Annotated in this window: 24 protein-coding genes; 22 read left to right on the top strand and 2 right to left on the bottom strand. The window is 71.8% G+C overall.

Annotation, left to right across the window (positions count from 1 at the left end; genetic code table 11):
• The 20 genes from rplX (at position 1) to truA (ending at position 12,451) form a co-directional block, all read left to right on the top strand.
• Positions 1 to 324: a 50S ribosomal protein L24 gene (gene rplX / locus OSB71_RS19640; RefSeq protein ID WP_265949832.1), complete on the top strand. Its 324-nt coding sequence runs from the start codon at positions 1 to 3 to the stop codon at positions 322 to 324.
• The gene (gene rplE / locus OSB71_RS19635) at positions 324 to 887 is read left to right on the top strand and encodes a 50S ribosomal protein L5 (protein WP_265949830.1); all 564 of its coding nucleotides are present in this window, start codon (positions 324 to 326) and stop codon (positions 885 to 887) included. The genes rplX and rplE overlap by 1 nt, the downstream gene beginning before the upstream one ends.
• A gap of 3 nt (positions 888 to 890) precedes the next feature.
• A complete protein-coding gene (locus OSB71_RS19630) occupies positions 891 to 1,076 on the top strand; it encodes a type Z 30S ribosomal protein S14 (protein WP_003956452.1) in 186 nt (61 codons plus the stop codon).
• Between the two features lie 235 nt (positions 1,077 to 1,311).
• Entirely contained in the window at positions 1,312 to 1,710 is a 399-nt protein-coding gene (gene rpsH / locus OSB71_RS19625; protein ID WP_265949822.1) for a 30S ribosomal protein S8, read from the top strand.
• Between the two features lie 23 nt (positions 1,711 to 1,733).
• A complete protein-coding gene (gene rplF, locus OSB71_RS19620; protein ID WP_265949820.1) occupies positions 1,734 to 2,273 on the top strand; it encodes a 50S ribosomal protein L6 in 540 nt (179 codons plus the stop codon).
• Positions 2,274 to 2,276: 3 nt separating this feature from the next.
• Positions 2,277 to 2,660, top strand: a complete 384-nt coding sequence (gene rplR / locus OSB71_RS19615) for a 50S ribosomal protein L18 (protein WP_265949818.1) — start codon at positions 2,277 to 2,279, stop codon at positions 2,658 to 2,660.
• Positions 2,661 to 2,701: 41 nt separating this feature from the next.
• Positions 2,702 to 3,307, top strand: coding sequence for a 30S ribosomal protein S5 (rpsE, locus tag OSB71_RS19610; RefSeq protein ID WP_265949817.1), 606 nt, complete (start codon positions 2,702 to 2,704; stop codon positions 3,305 to 3,307).
• Positions 3,307 to 3,489: a 50S ribosomal protein L30 gene (gene rpmD, locus OSB71_RS19605; protein ID WP_219091103.1), complete on the top strand. Its 183-nt coding sequence runs from the start codon at positions 3,307 to 3,309 to the stop codon at positions 3,487 to 3,489. The genes rpsE and rpmD overlap by 1 nt, the downstream gene beginning before the upstream one ends.
• 1 nt (position 3,490) lies before the next feature.
• Positions 3,491 to 3,952, top strand: coding sequence for a 50S ribosomal protein L15 (rplO, locus tag OSB71_RS19600; RefSeq protein ID WP_265949814.1), 462 nt, complete (start codon positions 3,491 to 3,493; stop codon positions 3,950 to 3,952).
• Between the two features lie 216 nt (positions 3,953 to 4,168).
• Positions 4,169 to 5,485, top strand: a complete 1,317-nt coding sequence (secY, locus tag OSB71_RS19595; protein WP_265949812.1) for a preprotein translocase subunit SecY — start codon at positions 4,169 to 4,171, stop codon at positions 5,483 to 5,485.
• The gene (locus tag OSB71_RS19590; protein WP_265949810.1) at positions 5,485 to 6,132 is read left to right on the top strand and encodes an adenylate kinase; all 648 of its coding nucleotides are present in this window, start codon (positions 5,485 to 5,487) and stop codon (positions 6,130 to 6,132) included. The genes secY and OSB71_RS19590 overlap by 1 nt, the downstream gene beginning before the upstream one ends.
• A gap of 248 nt (positions 6,133 to 6,380) precedes the next feature.
• Positions 6,381 to 7,226, top strand: a complete 846-nt coding sequence (gene map / locus OSB71_RS19585; protein ID WP_265949809.1) for a type I methionyl aminopeptidase — start codon at positions 6,381 to 6,383, stop codon at positions 7,224 to 7,226.
• A gap of 388 nt (positions 7,227 to 7,614) precedes the next feature.
• Positions 7,615 to 7,836 carry a translation initiation factor IF-1 gene (gene infA / locus OSB71_RS19580; RefSeq protein ID WP_030262853.1) on the top strand — a complete coding sequence of 74 codons (222 nt, stop codon included), beginning with the start codon at positions 7,615 to 7,617 and terminating at the stop codon, positions 7,834 to 7,836.
• A 55-nt stretch (positions 7,837 to 7,891) separates the two neighbouring features.
• Positions 7,892 to 8,005 carry a 50S ribosomal protein L36 gene (rpmJ, locus tag OSB71_RS19575; protein ID WP_003956441.1) on the top strand — a complete coding sequence of 38 codons (114 nt, stop codon included), beginning with the start codon at positions 7,892 to 7,894 and terminating at the stop codon, positions 8,003 to 8,005.
• 197 nt (positions 8,006 to 8,202) lie between these two features.
• A complete protein-coding gene (rpsM, locus tag OSB71_RS19570) occupies positions 8,203 to 8,583 on the top strand; it encodes a 30S ribosomal protein S13 (RefSeq protein ID WP_265949775.1) in 381 nt (126 codons plus the stop codon).
• A gap of 63 nt (positions 8,584 to 8,646) precedes the next feature.
• Positions 8,647 to 9,051, top strand: coding sequence for a 30S ribosomal protein S11 (gene rpsK / locus OSB71_RS19565; RefSeq protein WP_004571845.1), 405 nt, complete (start codon positions 8,647 to 8,649; stop codon positions 9,049 to 9,051).
• Between the two features lie 26 nt (positions 9,052 to 9,077).
• A complete protein-coding gene (gene rpsD / locus OSB71_RS19560; protein ID WP_265949768.1) occupies positions 9,078 to 9,704 on the top strand; it encodes a 30S ribosomal protein S4 in 627 nt (208 codons plus the stop codon).
• Between the two features lie 132 nt (positions 9,705 to 9,836).
• On the top strand, positions 9,837 to 10,859 hold the full coding sequence (locus OSB71_RS19555) for a DNA-directed RNA polymerase subunit alpha (protein ID WP_191209723.1): 1,023 nt from the start codon (positions 9,837 to 9,839) through the stop codon (positions 10,857 to 10,859).
• Positions 10,860 to 10,999: 140 nt separating this feature from the next.
• On the top strand, positions 11,000 to 11,524 hold the full coding sequence (gene rplQ, locus OSB71_RS19550; protein ID WP_265949766.1) for a 50S ribosomal protein L17: 525 nt from the start codon (positions 11,000 to 11,002) through the stop codon (positions 11,522 to 11,524).
• A gap of 81 nt (positions 11,525 to 11,605) precedes the next feature.
• Complete coding sequence (truA, locus tag OSB71_RS19545; RefSeq protein ID WP_265949764.1) at positions 11,606 to 12,451, top strand: tRNA pseudouridine(38-40) synthase TruA; 846 nt, start codon at positions 11,606 to 11,608, stop codon at positions 12,449 to 12,451.
• A gap of 27 nt (positions 12,452 to 12,478) precedes the next feature.
• Here the strand turns inward: truA and OSB71_RS19540 are convergent, their stop codons facing one another.
• On the bottom strand, positions 12,479 to 13,102 hold the full coding sequence (locus OSB71_RS19540) for a LysE family translocator (protein WP_265949762.1): 624 nt from the start codon (positions 13,100 to 13,102) through the stop codon (positions 12,479 to 12,481).
• Between the two features lie 70 nt (positions 13,103 to 13,172).
• On the opposite strand from OSB71_RS19540, the gene OSB71_RS19535 reads away from it, so the two are divergent.
• Entirely contained in the window at positions 13,173 to 14,519 is a 1,347-nt protein-coding gene (locus OSB71_RS19535) for an aminotransferase-like domain-containing protein (RefSeq protein WP_265949760.1), read from the top strand.
• Positions 14,520 to 14,531: 12 nt separating this feature from the next.
• Here OSB71_RS19535 and OSB71_RS19530 read toward each other — a convergent pair whose 3' ends face one another.
• On the bottom strand, positions 14,532 to 15,386 hold the full coding sequence (locus tag OSB71_RS19530; protein WP_265949759.1) for a hypothetical protein: 855 nt from the start codon (positions 15,384 to 15,386) through the stop codon (positions 14,532 to 14,534).
• 204 nt (positions 15,387 to 15,590) lie between these two features.
• Between OSB71_RS19530 and OSB71_RS19525 the strand changes: the two genes are divergently transcribed.
• Positions 15,591 to 17,291 carry a hypothetical protein gene (locus OSB71_RS19525; protein ID WP_265949757.1) on the top strand — a complete coding sequence of 567 codons (1,701 nt, stop codon included), beginning with the start codon at positions 15,591 to 15,593 and terminating at the stop codon, positions 17,289 to 17,291.
• The last annotated feature ends 29 nt before the right edge of the window (positions 17,292 to 17,320 follow it).

Below are 17,320 nucleotides of genomic sequence, written 5' to 3'. Positions count from 1 at the left end.
ATGAAGATCAAGAAGGGCGACCTGGTTCAGGTCATCACCGGCAAGGACAAGGGCAAGCAGGGCAAGGTCATCCAGGCCTACCCGCGCGAGGACCGGGTCCTGGTCGAAGGTGTCAACCGGGTCAAGAAGCACACGAAGGCCGGCCAGACCGCTCGCGGTTCCAAGACCGGCGGCATCGTGACGACCGAGGCTCCGGTCCACGTGAGCAACGTGCAGCTCGTCGTGGAGCAGGACGGCAAGAAGGTCGTCACCCGCGTCGGCTACCGCTTCGACGAGGACGGCAACAAGATCCGCGTTGCCAAGCGGACCGGTGAGGACATCTGATGGCTGCCACCACCACGAACGCACCGCGCCTGAAGCAGCGCTACCGCGGCGAGATCCAGGACAAGCTGCGTGACGAGTTCCGCTACGAGAACGTCATGCAGATCCCGGGTCTGACCAAGATCGTGGTCAACATGGGTGTGGGCGACGCCGCCCGCGACTCCAAGCTGATCGAGGGCGCCATCCGCGACCTCGCCACGATCACCGGTCAGAAGCCGGCCGTGACCAAGGCCCGCAAGTCCATCGCGCAGTTCAAGCTGCGCGAGGGCCAGCCGATCGGTGCGCACGTGACGCTGCGCGGCGACCGGATGTGGGAGTTCCTCGACCGCCTGCTGTCGCTCGCGCTGCCGCGCATCCGCGACTTCCGCGGTCTGTCCCCGAAGCAGTTCGACGGACGCGGGAACTACACCTTCGGTCTCACCGAGCAGGTCATGTTCCACGAGATCGACCAGGACAGGATCGATCGGGTCCGGGGCATGGACATCACCGTGGTCACCACGGCGAACACCGACCAGGAGGGCCGCGCCCTGCTGCGTCACCTCGGCTTCCCGTTCAAGGAGAACTGACATATGGCGAAGAAGGCTCTGATCGCCAAGGCCGCACGCAAGCCGAAGTTCGGTGTGCGCGCGTACACCCGCTGCCAGCGGTGCGGCCGTCCGCACTCCGTCTACCGCAAGTTCGGGCTGTGCCGCGTGTGCCTTCGCGAGATGGCGCACCGCGGCGAACTGCCGGGCGTGACCAAGAGCTCCTGGTAATCCCGCGCGGGATACGCCAGGACTCTCGGTGAGCACCGGGGCGGCGGGCGTCCGACCGCACATCGCTTAGGCTGTGTGGGTTGGGCGCCCCGCCGCCCCAGACCGCCCGCGGGCAGACAGCCCGCCAAAGTCGCTTACTACGCCGTAGGTCCCCGCACCGCACCCGTCCCGCCACGAGCGGGGAGAGGGACGGCGCAGACAGGAAACCCCGGCGAGAGAGGCCGAAGGCCATCACATGACCATGACCGATCCGATCGCAGACATGCTCACGCGTCTGCGGAACGCGAACTCGGCGTACCACGACTCCGTCGAGATGCCGCACAGCAAGATCAAGTCGCACATCGCGGAGATCCTCCAGCAGGAGGGCTACATCACCGGCTGGAAGGTCGAGGACGCCCAGGTGGGCAAGAACCTCGTCCTGGAGCTGAAGTTCGGCCCGAACCGCGAGCGCTCGATCGCCGGTATCAAGCGGATCTCGAAGCCGGGTCTTCGGGTCTACGCAAAGTCCACCAACCTGCCGAAGGTGCTCGGCGGCCTGGGCGTGGCGATCATCTCCACGTCGCACGGGCTCCTCACCGACAAGCAGGCACAGAAGAAGGGCGTGGGTGGGGAAGTCCTCGCCTACGTCTGGTAACGGAAGGGAACGGAGGAAAAGCCATGTCGCGAATCGGCAAGCTCCCCATCCAGGTTCCCGCCGGTGTGGACGTCACCATCGATGGCCGGACGGTCAACGTGAAGGGCCCCAAGGGTTCCCTCTCGCACACCGTCGTCGCGCCCATCGAGGTCGCCAAGGGCGAGGACGGCGCTGTTGTCGTCACCCGCCCGAACGACGAGAGCCGGAACAAGGCCCTGCACGGCCTGTCCCGCACGCTGGTGGCGAACATGATCACTGGCGTGACCGATGGCTACGTCAAGAAGCTGGAAATCAGCGGTGTGGGTTACCGCGTCCAGGCCAAGGGCTCGAACCTCGAGTTCGCGCTCGGCTTCAGCCACCCGGTGCTGGTCGAGGCCCCCGAGGGCATCACCTTCAAGGTCGAGTCGCCGACCCGCTTCCAGGTCGAGGGCATCGACAAGCAGAAGGTCGGCGAGGTCGCGGCCAACATCCGCAAGCTGCGCAAGCCGGACCCGTACAAGGCCAAGGGCGTCAAGTACGAGGGCGAAGTCATCCGCCGCAAGGTCGGAAAGGCGGGTAAGTAAGCCATGGCATTCGGCGTGAAGATCGCCAAGGGCGACGCGTACAAGCGGGCCGCCATCAAGCGGCGCCACATCCGCGTCCGCAAGAAGGTCTCCGGCACGGCCGAGCGTCCCCGTCTGGTCGTGACGCGGTCCAACCGGCACATGGTGGCGCAGGTCGTCGACGACATCGCGGGCCACACGCTGGCCTCCGCGTCGTCGATGGACACCTCCATCCGCGGTGCCGAGGGTGACAAGAGCGCCCAGGCCAAGCAGGTCGGCGCGCTGGTCGCCGAGCGGGCCAAGGCCGCGGGCGTGGAGGCGGTCGTGTTCGACCGCGGTGGCAACAAGTACGCCGGGCGCATCGCCGCCCTGGCCGACGCCGCCCGCGAGGCCGGGCTCAAGTTCTGAGCCGGTTCCGTAGCTAGCGGACAAAGAGAGAGGTAATTCCAATGGCTGGACCCCAGCGCCGCGGTGGCGGCGCCGGTGGCGGCGAGCGGCGGGACCGTAAGGACCGGCGGGACGGTGGCGCTGCCGCCGAGAAGACCGCGTACGTCGAGCGGGTCGTCGCGATCAACCGCGTCGCCAAGGTTGTGAAGGGTGGTCGTCGCTTCAGCTTCACCGCGCTGGTCGTGGTGGGCGACGGTGACGGCACCGTGGGCGTCGGATACGGCAAGGCCAAGGAGGTGCCGGCCGCCATCGCCAAGGGCGTCGAGGAGGCCAAGAAGCACTTCTTCAAGGTCCCCCGCATCCAGGGCACCATCCCGCACCCGATCCAGGGTGAGGAGGCGGCCGGTGTCGTGCTGCTCAAGCCGGCCTCCCCCGGTACCGGTGTGATCGCCGGTGGCCCGGTGCGCGCCGTGCTGGAGTGCGCGGGCATCCACGACGTGCTCAGCAAGTCGCTCGGCTCGTCCAACCCGATCAACATCGTGCACGCCACGGTGGCCGCTCTGCGGGGCCTGCAGCGCCCCGAGGAGATCGCCGCCCGCCGTGGACTGCCGCTGGAGGACGTCGCGCCCGCCGCCCTGCTGCGGGCCCGTGCCGGGGTGAGCGCGTGATGGCTCAGCTCAAGATCACCCAGACCCGTTCCGTGATCGGCACGAAGCAGAACCACCGTGACACGCTGCGGACCCTCGGTCTCAAGCGCGTCAACGACGTGGTCGTCAAGGCGGACCGCCCCGAGGTGCGCGGCATGGTGCACACCGTGCGCCACCTCGTGACGGTCGAGGAGGTCGACTGAGATGGCTGCTCAGGAAGAGAAGCCGCTGAAGGTCCACAACCTCCGTCCGGCTCCGGGCGCCAAGACCACCAAGACCCGCGTCGGTCGTGGTGAGGCGTCCAAGGGCAAGACGGCTGGCCGTGGTACCAAGGGCACCAAGGCCCGCTACCAGGTTCCCGAGCGCTTCGAGGGCGGGCAGATGCCGCTGCACATGCGGCTGCCCAAGCTCAAGGGCTTCAAGAACCCGTTCCGCACCGAGTACCAGGTCGTCAACCTGGACAAGCTCGCCGCCCTCTACCCCGAGGGTGGTGAGGTCACCGTGGCCGACCTGGTCGCCAAGGGTGCCGTGCGCAAGAACAGCCTCGTCAAGGTGCTGGGCACCGGCGAGCTCTCCGTGGCGTTGACGGTGACCGTGGACAAGGTCTCCGGCTCCGCCAAGGAGAAGATCACCGCCGCCGGCGGCTCCGTCACCGAGCTCGTCTGAGCATGATGACGTGAACCAACCGGGGATGCCCAGGAACGGGCATCCCCGGTTGGTCGTTCCACGGGCGGGCCCTGCGCCGGTAAGGTGACGGGCACTGCCCACCGGCCCGCAGCCGCCTGCTGCGGGTCATCCGGCAGTGTCACCACCGTCGCCACCCCGTCCCTAACAGACCGTCACCCTCCCGCGCTCCACGGCGCGGGGGCCGCAGGAGGTACCGTGCTCGGCGCGTTCACCCGGGCGTTCAAGACGCCCGACCTGCGCAAGAAGCTGCTGTTCACGCTGGGCATCATCGTGCTCTACCGGCTGGGGGCCCAGATCCCCGTCCCGGGGATCAGCTACCAGAACGTCCAGATCTGCCTGGATGCCGCGCAGAACGGCAACGGCGGCCTCCTGGGTCTGGTGAACATGTTCAGCGGCGGCGCGCTGCTGCAGGTCACGATCTTCGCCCTCGGGATCATGCCGTACATCACGGCGAGCATCATCCTGCAGCTCCTTGTCGTGGTCATTCCCCGGCTGGAGGCCCTGAAGAAAGAGGGCCAGGCCGGTCAGGCCAAGATCACCCAGTACACCCGCTACCTGACGGTGGCCCTCGCCGTCCTGCAGGGCACCGGCCTGGTGGCCACCGCCCGCAGCGGCACCCTCTTCCAGGGCTGCCCCGTGGGCGACCAGATCGTCCCCAACGACTCGGTGTTCACCGTCGTCTCCATGGTCGTCGTGATGACCGCGGGCACCGCGCTGGTGATGTGGCTCGGTGAGCTGATCACCGACCGCGGCATCGGCAACGGCATGTCGATCCTGATGTTCGTCTCCATCGCCGCCGGGTTCCCCGCCGCGCTGTGGGCCATCAAGCAGCAGGGCGAGCTGGCCGACGGCTGGATCGAGTTCGGCACCGTGGTGCTGGTCGGTCTCGCGATGGTGGGCCTGGTGGTCTTCGTCGAGCAGGCACAGCGCCGCATTCCCGTCCAGTACGCCAAGCGCATGATCGGCAGGCGTTCATATGGTGGGACGTCGACCTACATTCCGCTCAAGGTGAACCAGGCGGGTGTGATCCCCGTCATCTTCGCTTCGTCGCTGCTCTACATTCCCGCGCTGATCGTCCAGTTCAGCGGGTCGCAATCCGGCTGGGCCGACTGGGTCCAGCGCAACCTGGCGGCACAGGATGCCCCGATTTACGTCGTCACGTACTTCTTGCTCATCGTCTTCTTCGCCTTCTTCTACGTGGCCATCTCCTTCAACCCCGAAGAAGTTGCAGACAACATGAAGAAGTATGGTGGCTTCATCCCGGGTATCCGGGCCGGTCGCCCCACGGCGGAGTATCTGAGCTACGTACTGAACCGCATCACGTGGCCCGGGTCGATCTACCTCGGTCTGATCGCCCTCGTCCCGACGGTCGCGCTGATCGGGTTCGGCGCGAACCAGAACTTCCCGTTCGGCGGTACCAGCATCCTGATCATCGTGGGTGTCGGCCTGGAGACTGTGAAGCAGATCGAGAGCCAGCTCCAGCAGCGCAACTACGAAGGGTTCCTCCGCTGATGCGTATCGTCCTCGTTGGGCCGCCTGGTGCGGGCAAGGGCACGCAGGCCGCGTTGCTCGCCAAGAATCTCGGCATCCCGCACATCTCCACCGGAGACCTGTTCCGCGCCAACATCTCCCAGGGCACGGAGCTCGGCCGCCGCGCGCAGGAGTACATGCGCGCCGGCGACCTGGTGCCGGACGAGATCACCATCGGCATGGCGAAGGACCGCATGGAGCAGCCGGACGCCGCCTCCGGCTGGCTGCTCGACGGCTTCCCGCGCAATCTCGCCCAGGCAGAGGCCCTGGACGAGCTGCTGCGGGACGCCGGTCAGGCGCTGGACTCCGTGCTGGACCTGGAGGTCCCCGAGGACGAGGTGGTCAAGCGCATCGCCGGCCGCCGCATGTGCCGCAACGACAGCGCGCACATCTTCCACGTCGAGTACACGCCGCCGAAGGAGCCGGGCGTCTGCGACACCTGCGGCGGCGAGCTCTACCAGCGGGACGACGACCGCGAGGAGACGGTGCGGCGGCGCCTGGAGGTCTACCACAGCGAGACCGAGCCGATCATCGACTACTACAAGTCGCAGGGCCTGGTGACGACGATCTCCGCGCTCGGCCCCGTCGCCGACGTCACCCAGCGCGCCCTGACGGCCCTCAAGGGCTGACCGCGCCGCTGACCCCTTCCGGACGGGCTGGACACACGGTGTCCGGCCCGTCCGGCGTGCGTGGCGGGCACGGGGCGCGCGGTGGCCGCCGCGGGGTGCGGGCAGCGCGGGTGGCGCGGGCCGGCGGGCCCGGGTCGTCCGGCCGGGACGGGCGCGGGAAGGGCGCGCGGGGCGGGCGCCGTATGGTGGAGAGGATGTGGGCCGGTTCCCCCGGCCCGGGCGAGCGGAGCAGAAAGGCGTCAGCCGCGATGGTGGAGATCAAGACCCCGGAGCAGATCGCGAAGATGCGGGCGGCGGGGCTGGTGGTCGCCGCCATGCACCGGGCGTGCGCGGAGGCGGCCGTGCCGGGCGCCACGACGAAGGACCTGGACGAAGCCGCGGCGAAGGTGCTGGCCGAGCACGGGGCCAAGCCGAACTTCCTGGGGTACGGCGGCTTCCCCGGCAACATCTGCACCTCGGTGAACGACGTCGTCGTGCACGGCATCCCGGACCGCGAGACGGTGCTGAGGTCGGGCGACGTCATCTCCATCGACGCGGGCGCCATCGTCGACGGCTGGCACGGCGACGCCGCGCTGACGGTGTTCGTCGGGGAGGGGCACGCGCCGGAGCTGGTGGAGCTCAGCCGGGTCACCGAGGAGTCGATGTGGGCCGGGATCGCCGCGTTCCGCCGCGGCGCGCGGCTGGTGGAGATCTCCCGCGCGATCGAGGGCTACGTGCGCCGGCAGCCGCGTCCGGCCGGTGGCGGGTACGGGATCATCGAGGACTACGGCGGGCACGGCATCGGCAGCGAGATGCACATGGACCCGCACCTGCTGAACTACGTCGACCGGCGCCGGCTGGTCGGGCGGCACAACCCCAAGCTCGTCACCGGGATGTGCCTGGCGATCGAGCCGATGCTCTCGCTGGGCACCGCGAAGACGCACGTGCTGAACGACGACTGGACGGTCAAGACGGACGACGGCTCGTGGTCCAGTCACTGGGAGCACTCCGTGGCGCTGACCGAGGAGGGGCCGCTGGTGCTGACCGCGGTGGACGGGGGCAGGGCGAAGCTGGCCGAGCTGGGAGTGCGGGCGGCGCCGGACCCGCTGGGCTGAGGGGCTCGCCCCTCACCCGCCCCGCCGGCAACCGCGGAGGCCGCTTTCCGGGGCTGGGCGCGGGGCACGGCCCGCGGCCGCGCCCGCGGGCGCCGGGTGGGCCGGGGGAGTGGTGGCCACCGCCGGGGCTCCGGCCTGCGCAGGTGCCCGCGGCGGGGCGTGGGGGCGCGTCCGCAGGCGTCGGAGGGTTTGGGGCCGGGTGATCGCCCCCGGGTGCGGGGCTCCGGGTCCGGGGGCGGAGTGGTCGTTTCGGGGGGTGGCGGGGTGGGGAGACTGACGATTTCGGGTTTCGTGGCGGCGTGGCGTAGACTGATGCGTCGGTCCAGGTGTACCCGTATGCCCGGACCGACCCCAGGTAGCCGATCCCCGGAAGGTGAAGCGCTCAGGCATGGCCAAAAAACAAGGGGCCATCGAAATCGAGGGCACCGTCATCGAGTCTCTGCCGAACGCGATGTTCAAGGTGGAGCTCCAGAACGGTCACCAGGTCCTCGCGCACATCAGCGGCAAGATGCGGATGCACTACATCCGTATCCTTCCCGACGACCGGGTCGTGGTGGAGCTGTCTCCCTACGACCTGACGCGTGGACGGATCGTCTACCGCTACAAGTAGATCGTGCCCTCACCTCGTTCCGAGGTGGTGGCCTGACCCGGAGAACCTCAATCCCATGAAGGTCAAGCCGAGCGTCAAGAAGATCTGCGACAAGTGCAAGGTGATCCGCCGCCACGGTCGGGTCATGGTCATCTGCGACAACCTGCGCCACAAGCAGCGCCAGGGCTGACGCTCGACCCCGCACCTCGCACCCGCAGTTCTTCGCGCGCGCACGCGACACGTACATACGCAGTCACCCGACCCCCCGCGTCCTCGCGTGGGGACGACACCCCCGGTCGGAGGCCGGGGACCCGGCTCGTGGGCCGTACGGCCTAACGGGAACGGTGCTGCGGAAGACCTCCGTGACATACACCAGGAGCCACATCCATGGCACGCCTCGAAGGCGTTGACCTCCCGCGCGACAAGCGCGTGGAGGTCGGTCTCACCTACGTTTTCGGCATCGGCCGCAGCCGGTCCCGGGAGATCCTGGGCGCGACGGGGGTCAACCCCGACACCCGCGTCCGCGACCTCTCCGAAGAGGAACTGGTCCAGATCCGCGAATACGTGGACGCCAACCTCAAGACCGAGGGTGACCTCCGCCGCGAGATCCAGGCCGACATCCGCCGCAAGGTCGAGATCGGCAACTACGAGGGCCTGCGCCACCGCCGCGGCCTGCCGGTCCGCGGTCAGCGCACCAAGACCAACGCCCGCACCCGCAAGGGCCCGCGTCGCGCCATCGCCGGCAAGAAGAAGCCGGGCAAGAAGTAGTCCGCACCGGACGCTGAAGCGGTCCGGTAGCTGGACCGACCACCTCCACGGGAGTAAACCTCTATGCCTCCGAAGGGCCGTACGGCCGGCGCCAAGAAGGTGCGCCGCAAGGAGAAGAAGAACGTCGCCCACGGGCACGCTCACATCAAGAGCACGTTCAACAACACCATCGTTTCCATCACCGATCCCACCGGCAACGTGATCTCCTGGGCTTCGGCCGGTCACGTGGGCTTCAAGGGTTCGCGTAAGTCGACGCCGTTCGCCGCGCAGATGGCCGCCGAGTCGGCCGCCCGTCGCGCGCAGGAGCACGGCATGCGCAAGGTCGACGTGTTCGTCAAGGGCCCCGGTTCCGGCCGGGAGACCGCGATCCGCTCGCTCCAGGCCACCGGCCTGGAGGTCGGTTCGATCCAGGACGTCACCCCGACCCCGCACAACGGCTGCCGCCCGCCGAAGCGTCGCCGCGTCTGACGAGCTGAAGTAGGAGATCAACGACAATGGCGCGTTACACCGGGGCCGACTGCAAGCGTTGCCGTCGGGAGAAGCAGAAGCTCTTTCTCAAGGGAGCTAAGTGCGAGAGCGCGAAGTGCCCGATCGAGATCCGTCCTTACCCCCCGGGTGAGCACGGACGCGGGCGCACCAAGGACAGCGAGTACCTGCTGCAGAAGCGCGAGAAGCAGAAGTGCGCGCGCATCTACGGCGTCCTGGAGAAGCAGTTCCGCGGGTACTACAACGAGGCCAACAGGAAGTCCGGCAAGACCGGTGAGAACCTGCTGCGCATCCTGGAGTCCCGGCTGGACAACGTGGTCTACCGGGCGGGCTTCGCCAAGTCCCGCGACCACGCCCGTCAGCTCGTGCGGCACGGCCACATCACCGTGAACGGCCGCAAGACGGACATCCCGTCGGCTCGGGTCTCCCCGAACGACATCATCGAGGTCCGCGAGTCCTCCCGGAACATGACCCCGTTCCAGGTGGCCGTCGCCGAAGCCGGGGACAAGACCGTCCCGGCGTGGCTGGAGGTCATCCCCTCCCGCCTGCGCGTCCTCGTGCACAGCCTGCCCGAGCGCCCGGTCATCGACACCCAGGTGCAGGAGCAGCTCATCGTCGAGCTGTACTCGAAGTAACAGCTCGCCGTACGGGTGGTCCGCCGCGCTCGTCCGCGGGGCGGGCCGCCCGTACCCTTGCAGTAGACCCCGGGCGGCCTGCCCGGGGCTCGGCATCAAATAGCGGTTGCCGAAGACTGGAGGCACATCCCCATGCTGATCGCTCAGCGCCCTTCCCTGACCGAAGAGGTCGTCGACGAGTTCCGCTCCCGGTTCGTGATCGAGCCGCTGGAGCCGGGCTTCGGCTACACCCTCGGCAACTCCCTGCGTCGCACGCTCCTCTCCTCGATCCCCGGTGCCGCCGTCACCAGCATCCGGATCGACGGCGTCCTGCACGAGTTCACCACCGTGCCGGGCGTCAAGGAGGACGTCACCGACCTCATCCTCAACATCAAGCAGCTCGTCGTCTCCTCCGAGCACGACGAGCCGGTCGTGATGTACCTGCGCAAGCAGGGCCCCGGCCTGGTCACCGCCGCGGACATCGCGCCGCCGGCCGGTGTCGAGGTGCACAACCCCGACCTCGTCCTCGCCACGCTGAACGGCAAGGGCAAGCTGGAGATGGAGCTGACGGTCGAGCGCGGCCGCGGCTACGTCTCCGCCGTGCAGAACAAGCAGGCGGGCCAGGAGATCGGCCGCATCCCGGTCGACTCGATCTACAGCCCGGTGCTCAAGGTCACCTACAAGGTCGAGGCGACCCGTGTCGAGCAGCGCACCGACTTCGACAAGCTGATCGTCGACGTCGAGACCAAGGAGTCCATGCGGCCGCGCGACGCCGTCGCCTCCGCGGGCAAGACCCTGGTCGAGCTGTTCGGCCTGGCGCGCGAGCTCAACGTCGACGCCGAGGGCATCGACATGGGCCCGTCGCCGACGGACGCCGCGCTCGCCGCGGACCTGGCGCTGCCGATCGAGGAGCTGGAGCTGACCGTCCGCTCCTACAACTGCCTCAAGCGCGAGGGCATCCACTCGGTGGGCGAGCTGGTGGCCCGCTCCGAGGCGGACCTGCTGGACATCCGCAACTTCGGCGCGAAGTCCATCGACGAGGTCAAGGCCAAGCTGCACGGCATGGGCCTGGCGCTCAAGGACAGCCCGCCCGGGTTCGACCCGACCGCCGCCGCCGACGCCTACGGCGCGGACGACGACGCCGACCAGGGCTTCGTCGAGACCGAGCAGTACTGAGCCGTACGCGCGCGACAGCACGCGTAGGGATCTTCCGGGGCCCGTCCCAGGGCGGGCCCCGGGCTCCGGCGGGCACAAGCCCGTACGGACACTGACACCGGTACCTGGTACGGCCGGTGCAGACCACGAGGAGAAACACCATGCCGCAGCCCACCAAGGGCGCCCGTCTGGGCGGCAGCGCCGCGCACCAGAAGGCCCTCCTGGCGAACCTCGCCACGGCCCTCTTCGAGCACGGCCGCATCACCACCACCGAGGCGAAGGCCCGCCGCCTGCGCCCGGTCGCGGAGCGCCTGATCACCAAGGCGAAGAAGGGCGACCTGCACAACCGTCGCCAGGTCATGCGCACGATCACGGACAAGTCCGTCGTGCACACCCTCTTCACCGAGATCGGCCCCCGCTACGAGAACCGCCCGGGTGGCTACACCCGCATCACCAAGATCGGCAACCGTCGCGGCGACAACGCGCCGATGGCGGTCATCGAGCTGGTGGAGGCCCTGACCGTGCAGCAGACCGCTGTCGGTGAGGCCGAGGCCGCGACGAAGCGTTCCGCGAAGGACGCCGAGGAGGCCCCGGCCCGGGAGACCGCGGCGGACGACGCCAAGGCCGACAAGGCCAAGGCCGAGGAGTCCACCGAGGCCCCGGCCGAGGAGTCCAAGGAAGCCTGAGCGCCGCAGCGCCCGGCGGGCCCGCTCCCCTCGCGGGGGCGGGCCCGTCGGCGTACGCGCTCCCCTGAGAGGATCGAGCCCGTGAGTGACGAGGTGGAGCCCGGCCGGGTCCGGGTGCGGCTGGACCTGGGCTACGACGGCCGCGACTTCTCCGGCTGGGCCGTGCAGCGCGGCCGCCGCACGGTGCAGGGCGAGGTGCAGGACGCCCTGCGCGTCGTCACCCGCGGTGCCGAGCCGCTGGAGCTGACGGTGGCCGGGCGGACGGACGCCGGGGTGCACGCCCGCGGCCAGGTCGCCCACGTCGACCTGCCCGCCGAGGTGTGGGAGGCGCACGGGGAGCACCTGCTGCGCCGGCTGGCCGGCCGGCTGCCGCACGACGTCCGGGTGTGGCGGGTGCGGCGGGCCCCGGCGCACTTCGACGCCCGCTTCTCGGCGGTCTGGCGCCGCTACTGCTACCGGGTGACCGACCACCCCGGCGGCGCCGACCCGCTCCAGCGCGGACACGTGCTGTGGCACAACTGGCCGCTGGACGCCGACGCGATGAACGAGGCCGCCCGGCGCCTGCTGGGCGAGCACGACTTCGCGGCCTACTGCAAGAAGCGGGAAGGCGCCACCACGATCCGCCGCCTGCTGGACCTGCGCTGGGAGCGCCGGCCCGACGGCGTGCTGGAGGCCACCGTGCGGGCCGACGCCTTCTGCCACAACATGGTGCGCGCGCTGGTGGGGGCCATGCTGTTCGTGGGGGACGGGCACCGGCCGCCGTCCTGGCCCGGCGAGGTGCTGGCGGCGGGCGTGCGCGACTCGGCCGTCCACGTCGTACGGCCGCACGGGCTGACGCTGGAGGAGGTCGGCTACCCGGCCGACGACGAACTGCCCGCCCGCAACGCCGCCGCCCGTCGCCTGCGCACGCTCACGCGGTGCGCCTGAGAAGCCCCGCCCCGGGCGCGCCCCGGCTCAGGCGCGCGCGGTGTGCACGGCCAGCGCGCCGAGGGCGGTGCCCATGAGGTACCGCTGCACGCGCAGCCACCCGGGGCGCCGGGCGAGGAAGACGGCGACGCTCCCCGCCCCGAACACGACGGCCAGGTTGACGGCCACGCTCACGCCGATCTGGAGCGAGCCCAGCACGAGCCCCTGGAGGAGCACGCTGCCCCCCTGCGGGTCGAGGAACTGGGGGAGCAGCGACAGGTACATGATCGCGATCTTCGGGTTCAGCAGGTTCGTCAGCAGCCCCATGGCGAACAGCCGGCGCGGCGGGTCGGGCGGGAGCTCCCGCGGGGTGAAGACGGAGACGCCTCCCGGGCGCAGCGCCTGCCAGGCGAGCCAGGCCAGGTAGGCGGCCCCGGCGAACTTCACGCCGGTGTACAGGGCGGGCACGGCGAGGAAGACGGCCGAGAGCCCGAGGTTGGCCGCCACCAGGTAGACCACGAAGCCCAGCGCGACGCCGCCGAGCGAGACCACCCCGGCCCGCCTGCCCTGCGTGAGGGTGCGCGAGACCAGGTACAGCATGTTCGGGCCCGGCGTGAGCACCATGCCCAGCGCGATCGCCACGACGCCCACGACGGCCTGTGTCTCCACCATGCGGTGAGCGTAGGAAGTCCGGCGATCTCGGTGCAATACCCGGCATTGAACTCGGTGCAATGATGGTGGCATGGGCAGCGCGTACGACTACCGGCGCATCGCCGACGCCGTCGAGGCCGAGATCGGCGCGGGCGCGCTGCGTCCGGGGGACCGGCTGCCGCCGCAGCGCGACTTCGCCCGGCGCCGCCGCATCGCCGACTCCACGGCCGCCCGCGTCTACCGGGAGCTGGCGCGGCGCGGGCTGACGGTGGGCGAGGTGGGGCGGGGCACGTTCGTGCGGGCCGCCGCACCGCCGCCCGCCCCGGCCCTGGCCGAGCCGTCGCCCCACGCCGTGGACCTCACCCTCAACCACCCCGTGGTGCCCGGGCAGGCGGCGCTGCTGGCCGCCGGGCTCGCCCCGCTGCTGCGCGCCGACGTGCTGGACTCCGCGCTGCGCCCCGCCGGGGTCGCGGGCACGGCGGCCGCCCGCTTCGCGGCCACCGAGCTGCTGGCGCGCGGCGGCTGGCGTCCGGAGCCGGGGCGGGTGCTCTTCGCGGGCAACGGGCGGCAGGCCGTGGCCGGGGTGCTGTCCGCCCTCGTGCCCCCCGGCGGCCGGCTGGGCGTGGAGGAGCTCACCTACCCGGTGCTGCGCGCCCTGGCCCCCCGGCTCGGGGTGAGCGCCGTGCCGCTGGCCGTGGACGCGGAGGGGGTGGTGCCCGACGCCCTCGCCGCCGCGCACCGGGCGGCGCCGCTGGGGGCCGTCTACCTCCAGCCGACGCTGCACAACCCGCTCGGGACGGTGCTGTCCGAGCGGCGGCGCGAGGACCTGGCGCGGGTGGTCCGCGCGGCGGGCGTGCCGGTCGTCGAGGACGCCGTCTGGGGCTTCCTGCGCCCCGACCTGCCCCCGCTGGCGGCGCTGCTGCCGGAGTCGGCCGTCGTCGTCGACAGCCTGTCCAAGCGGCTCGCGCCCGGCCTCGGCCTCGGGTTCGCGGTGGTGCCGGGGCGGTGGCGGGAGGGGGTGGCGCAGGCGGTGCGCGCCACCGGCGGCGGCCCGCCCGGGTTCGCGCTGGACGCGGCGGCGCGCTGGCTCGCCGACGGCGCGGTGCACGCGGTGGCCGACGCCAAGCGGCGGGACGCCGCCGCGCGGCAGGAGGCCGCCGCGGCCGCGCTGGCCGGGTTCGCGGTGCGCGGCGACCCGGCGGGCTACACGTGCTGGTGGGAACTGCCCGCGCCGTGGCGGGCCGAGGAGTTCGCCGCCGCGGCGGCCGCGCGCGGCATCGCCGTGACGCCGGGCGCCGCCTTCGCGGCGACCGGCGCGCGCACCCCGAACGCGGTGCGGCTGGGGCTGGGCTCCCCGCCCGTCGACGACCTGGCGCGGGCGCTGGGCGCGCTGGCGGCGCTCGCCCGCTCGGCGCCCGGGGACGTGCGGGGCCGCTGAGCCGACGCGGCGTCAGGGGGCGGGTGCGGCGGTGGCGGCGGCCTCGGCCTGCCGCTCGGCGCGGGCGTGCAGGCGGTCGGCGGCGTAGCCGGCCAGGTCCCGCCCGGCGGTCAGCGCCCGCTCCTCCTGTGCGGTCACGGACGTGCCGTCGAGGTAGCCGGAGACGGTGAAGTAGGCGTAGCGCCCCAGCGAGCTGGCGCTGGAGCGGCAGGCGGAGTACCGGCACAGGTCGGCCGGGACGCCGCCGCCGGTGAGCGGGGCCACGTAGGGCTCGGCGTCGTCCCTGGCCCGGTCGGCGGCCTGCTCGGAGGGGAGCACGGCTATCCCGACGGTGACGGCTATGCCCTCGCGGGTGAACGTCGCGCGGTGCAGCTCGGTGCAGCCCGTCTCCGCGAGTACCGCGGCCAGCCCGTCGGTGGCGGCCGTGGCGCACTCCTCGGTCGAGGCGGCGCCGGTGCGCTGGAAGGTGCGGCCGTCGAGCGTGACGGAGGCGTCGGGGAACAGGGTGGCGGCGCTGCGCGGCGCGGTATCCATCGCCGGGTCGGTGATGAACTCGCGCGGGTTGGGCGGCGGGGGCGCCTCGGTGAAGTCCGGGTCGGGCTGGTCGGGGCTGACGGGCAGGTCCTCGGGCGAGGGCAGGGCGGAGGTGGGCCCGTCCGAGGGGCCGCCACCTCCCGGGGACCCGCCCGAGACGACCGCGAAGGCGACGACCGCGGCGACCGCCACCGTCGCCGCCGCGCCACCGCCGATCAGCAGCCAGCGCCGCCGCCGGGCGCGGTGCGCGGCCTGGTCCTCGGCGAGCGCGTTCCAGTCCGGCGTCCCCGGCCCCCCGGGGCCCCAGCCCGGCCCCCCCTGCCCATAGCTCATGGGCGTAGATCCTAGACCGGCCCGCCACCCCCGGCGCGGGGCCGGACGGCAGCGGCCGGGGGTGGCGGGCCCGCCTTGACCGGAACGAGACGCCTTCGTGACGGCGCCGTGCGCAACCCCGGGGCGCGGCCCGGGGTCGAACCGGACGTGCCACGACCATGACAGCCAGGTCGCGGCCGGTCAGACGCGAGTGAAAGAGAGCACATGCCCCGCCACACACCCCCTCGCCCGCTGCTGCGGGCGGCGAGCGCCCTGGCCGCGGCCGGCCTGCTCGCCGTCGGCGTCACCGGCACGGCGCACGCCGCGGACGAGCCCCTGCCCGTCACCATCACCGGCCCCGACCGCGTCGACCTCTCCCTGCACTCGGACAACGGCGACCCGACCGAGCCGCAGATCGAGCTGGGCCTGACCGCTCCGGACGACGGCACGTCCGGCCCCGACGAGGACGGCATCACCTACCCCGTCCACCAGGGGGCGTTCCAGGTGACGATCGACGCCTCCGGGCTCGCGGGCGTGGCCGACGTGGAGCTGCCCTGCGCGGCCGAGGGCCTGGTCGCGGTGTGCGACGGCCACGAGGTCTACGCGGGCGACGACCCGGGCGCCGTGGGCCGCGTCCGGGTGGACGTGAACGACGACAGCGCGGCCGGCGACCTCGGCACCATCGAGGTCACCGGCGAGGGCGAGGGCCTGGCCTTCACCGGCCGCACCATCGAGGTGCTCGTCGGCGGCGCCGAGCTGCGGATGCGCCAGCTCACCCAGCCCGACGGCTTCGCACCCGGCGACACCCTCCGGGCGCCGCTGGGCTTCCGCAACGTCGGGGGGCTGGACACCGACGGCGTCGTGCTGAGCTTCCACGGCTCGCGGGGCCTGTCCTTCCCCGGCTCCTACGGCAACTGCGCCTACGCCCACGGCGGTGACACCCCCGCCACCGAGCAGACCCACGTCCTGTGCTCCTTCGAGGGCACCTACGCCGCGGGCGCCACCTACGAGGTGAGTGAGCCGGTGGCCGTCCGGACCGCCGACTTCGCCTTCCTCGACCTGTTCGGCTACCGCTTCACGGCCATGAGCTCGGCCGAGGCGCGCGACCTGCGCGCCGCGCGGGACTACGAGCCGGGCACCGGTGCCCCGCTGGAGCTGACCCGCGTCACCGGCGGCGACTCCGCGGTGTACGAGTCCTGGGCGGAGCTGGACTTCCCCACCGACAGCTCCTACGACCTGGCCTTCACCGGCGACGCGGCGCGCGGCGGCGCGGGCGAGACCGTGCGGCTGGAGGCGGGCTTCGCCAACCACGGCCCGGCCTGGTTCGGCGCGCTGCGCTCCGGCGAGCCGCTGGCCTTCCACGTCGAGATCCCCGAGGGCGCGTCCGTCGTGCGGGCGGCCGAGGGCTGCAACCCGCTCACGCAGAGCGGCGAGTCCAGCGACTCGCTCTACCTGTGCTGGCTGTCCACGCCCATCGTGGAGGACGACGCGCGCACCTTCCCCTTCGAGCTGCGGATCGACGAGGTCGTCGAGAACGCCCGCGGCAAGATCTCCCTGGGCTACGTGCCGCCGCACGACGGTGACGACACCAACGACGAGGCGTACTTCGTGCTGAACGGCGCGGGTGGCGACACCTCCGGCGGCGGCAGCGGCGGCCCGGGCACCGGGGGCTCCTCCGGCGGCTCCTCGGGCGGCGGCGACACCGGCGGCTCGGCGGGCACCGGCGGCGGCGACACCGACGGTGCGGCCGGGGACGGCGGCACCGGCGGCCAGGGCGGCGCGGACGCCGAGGGCGACCTCGCGCTGACCGGCTCCGGTGGCGTGTTCGTCCTCGGCGGCGGCGCGCTGGTCGCGCTGCTGGCCGGCGGCGCCGCCTTCCTCGCCGTCCGCCGCCGCACGGCCGCGCGCACCGACGCGGCGGCCTGACGCCTCCGGCCCGGCGGCCGGACGCCCCG

This window comes from Streptomyces marinisediminis, from assembly GCF_026262575.1.
Lineage (GTDB): Bacteria > Actinomycetota > Actinomycetes > Streptomycetales > Streptomycetaceae > Streptomyces > Streptomyces marinisediminis.
The sequence above is the reverse complement of the archived record's forward strand: the minus strand, read 5'-3'. Positions and strand labels throughout refer to the sequence as shown.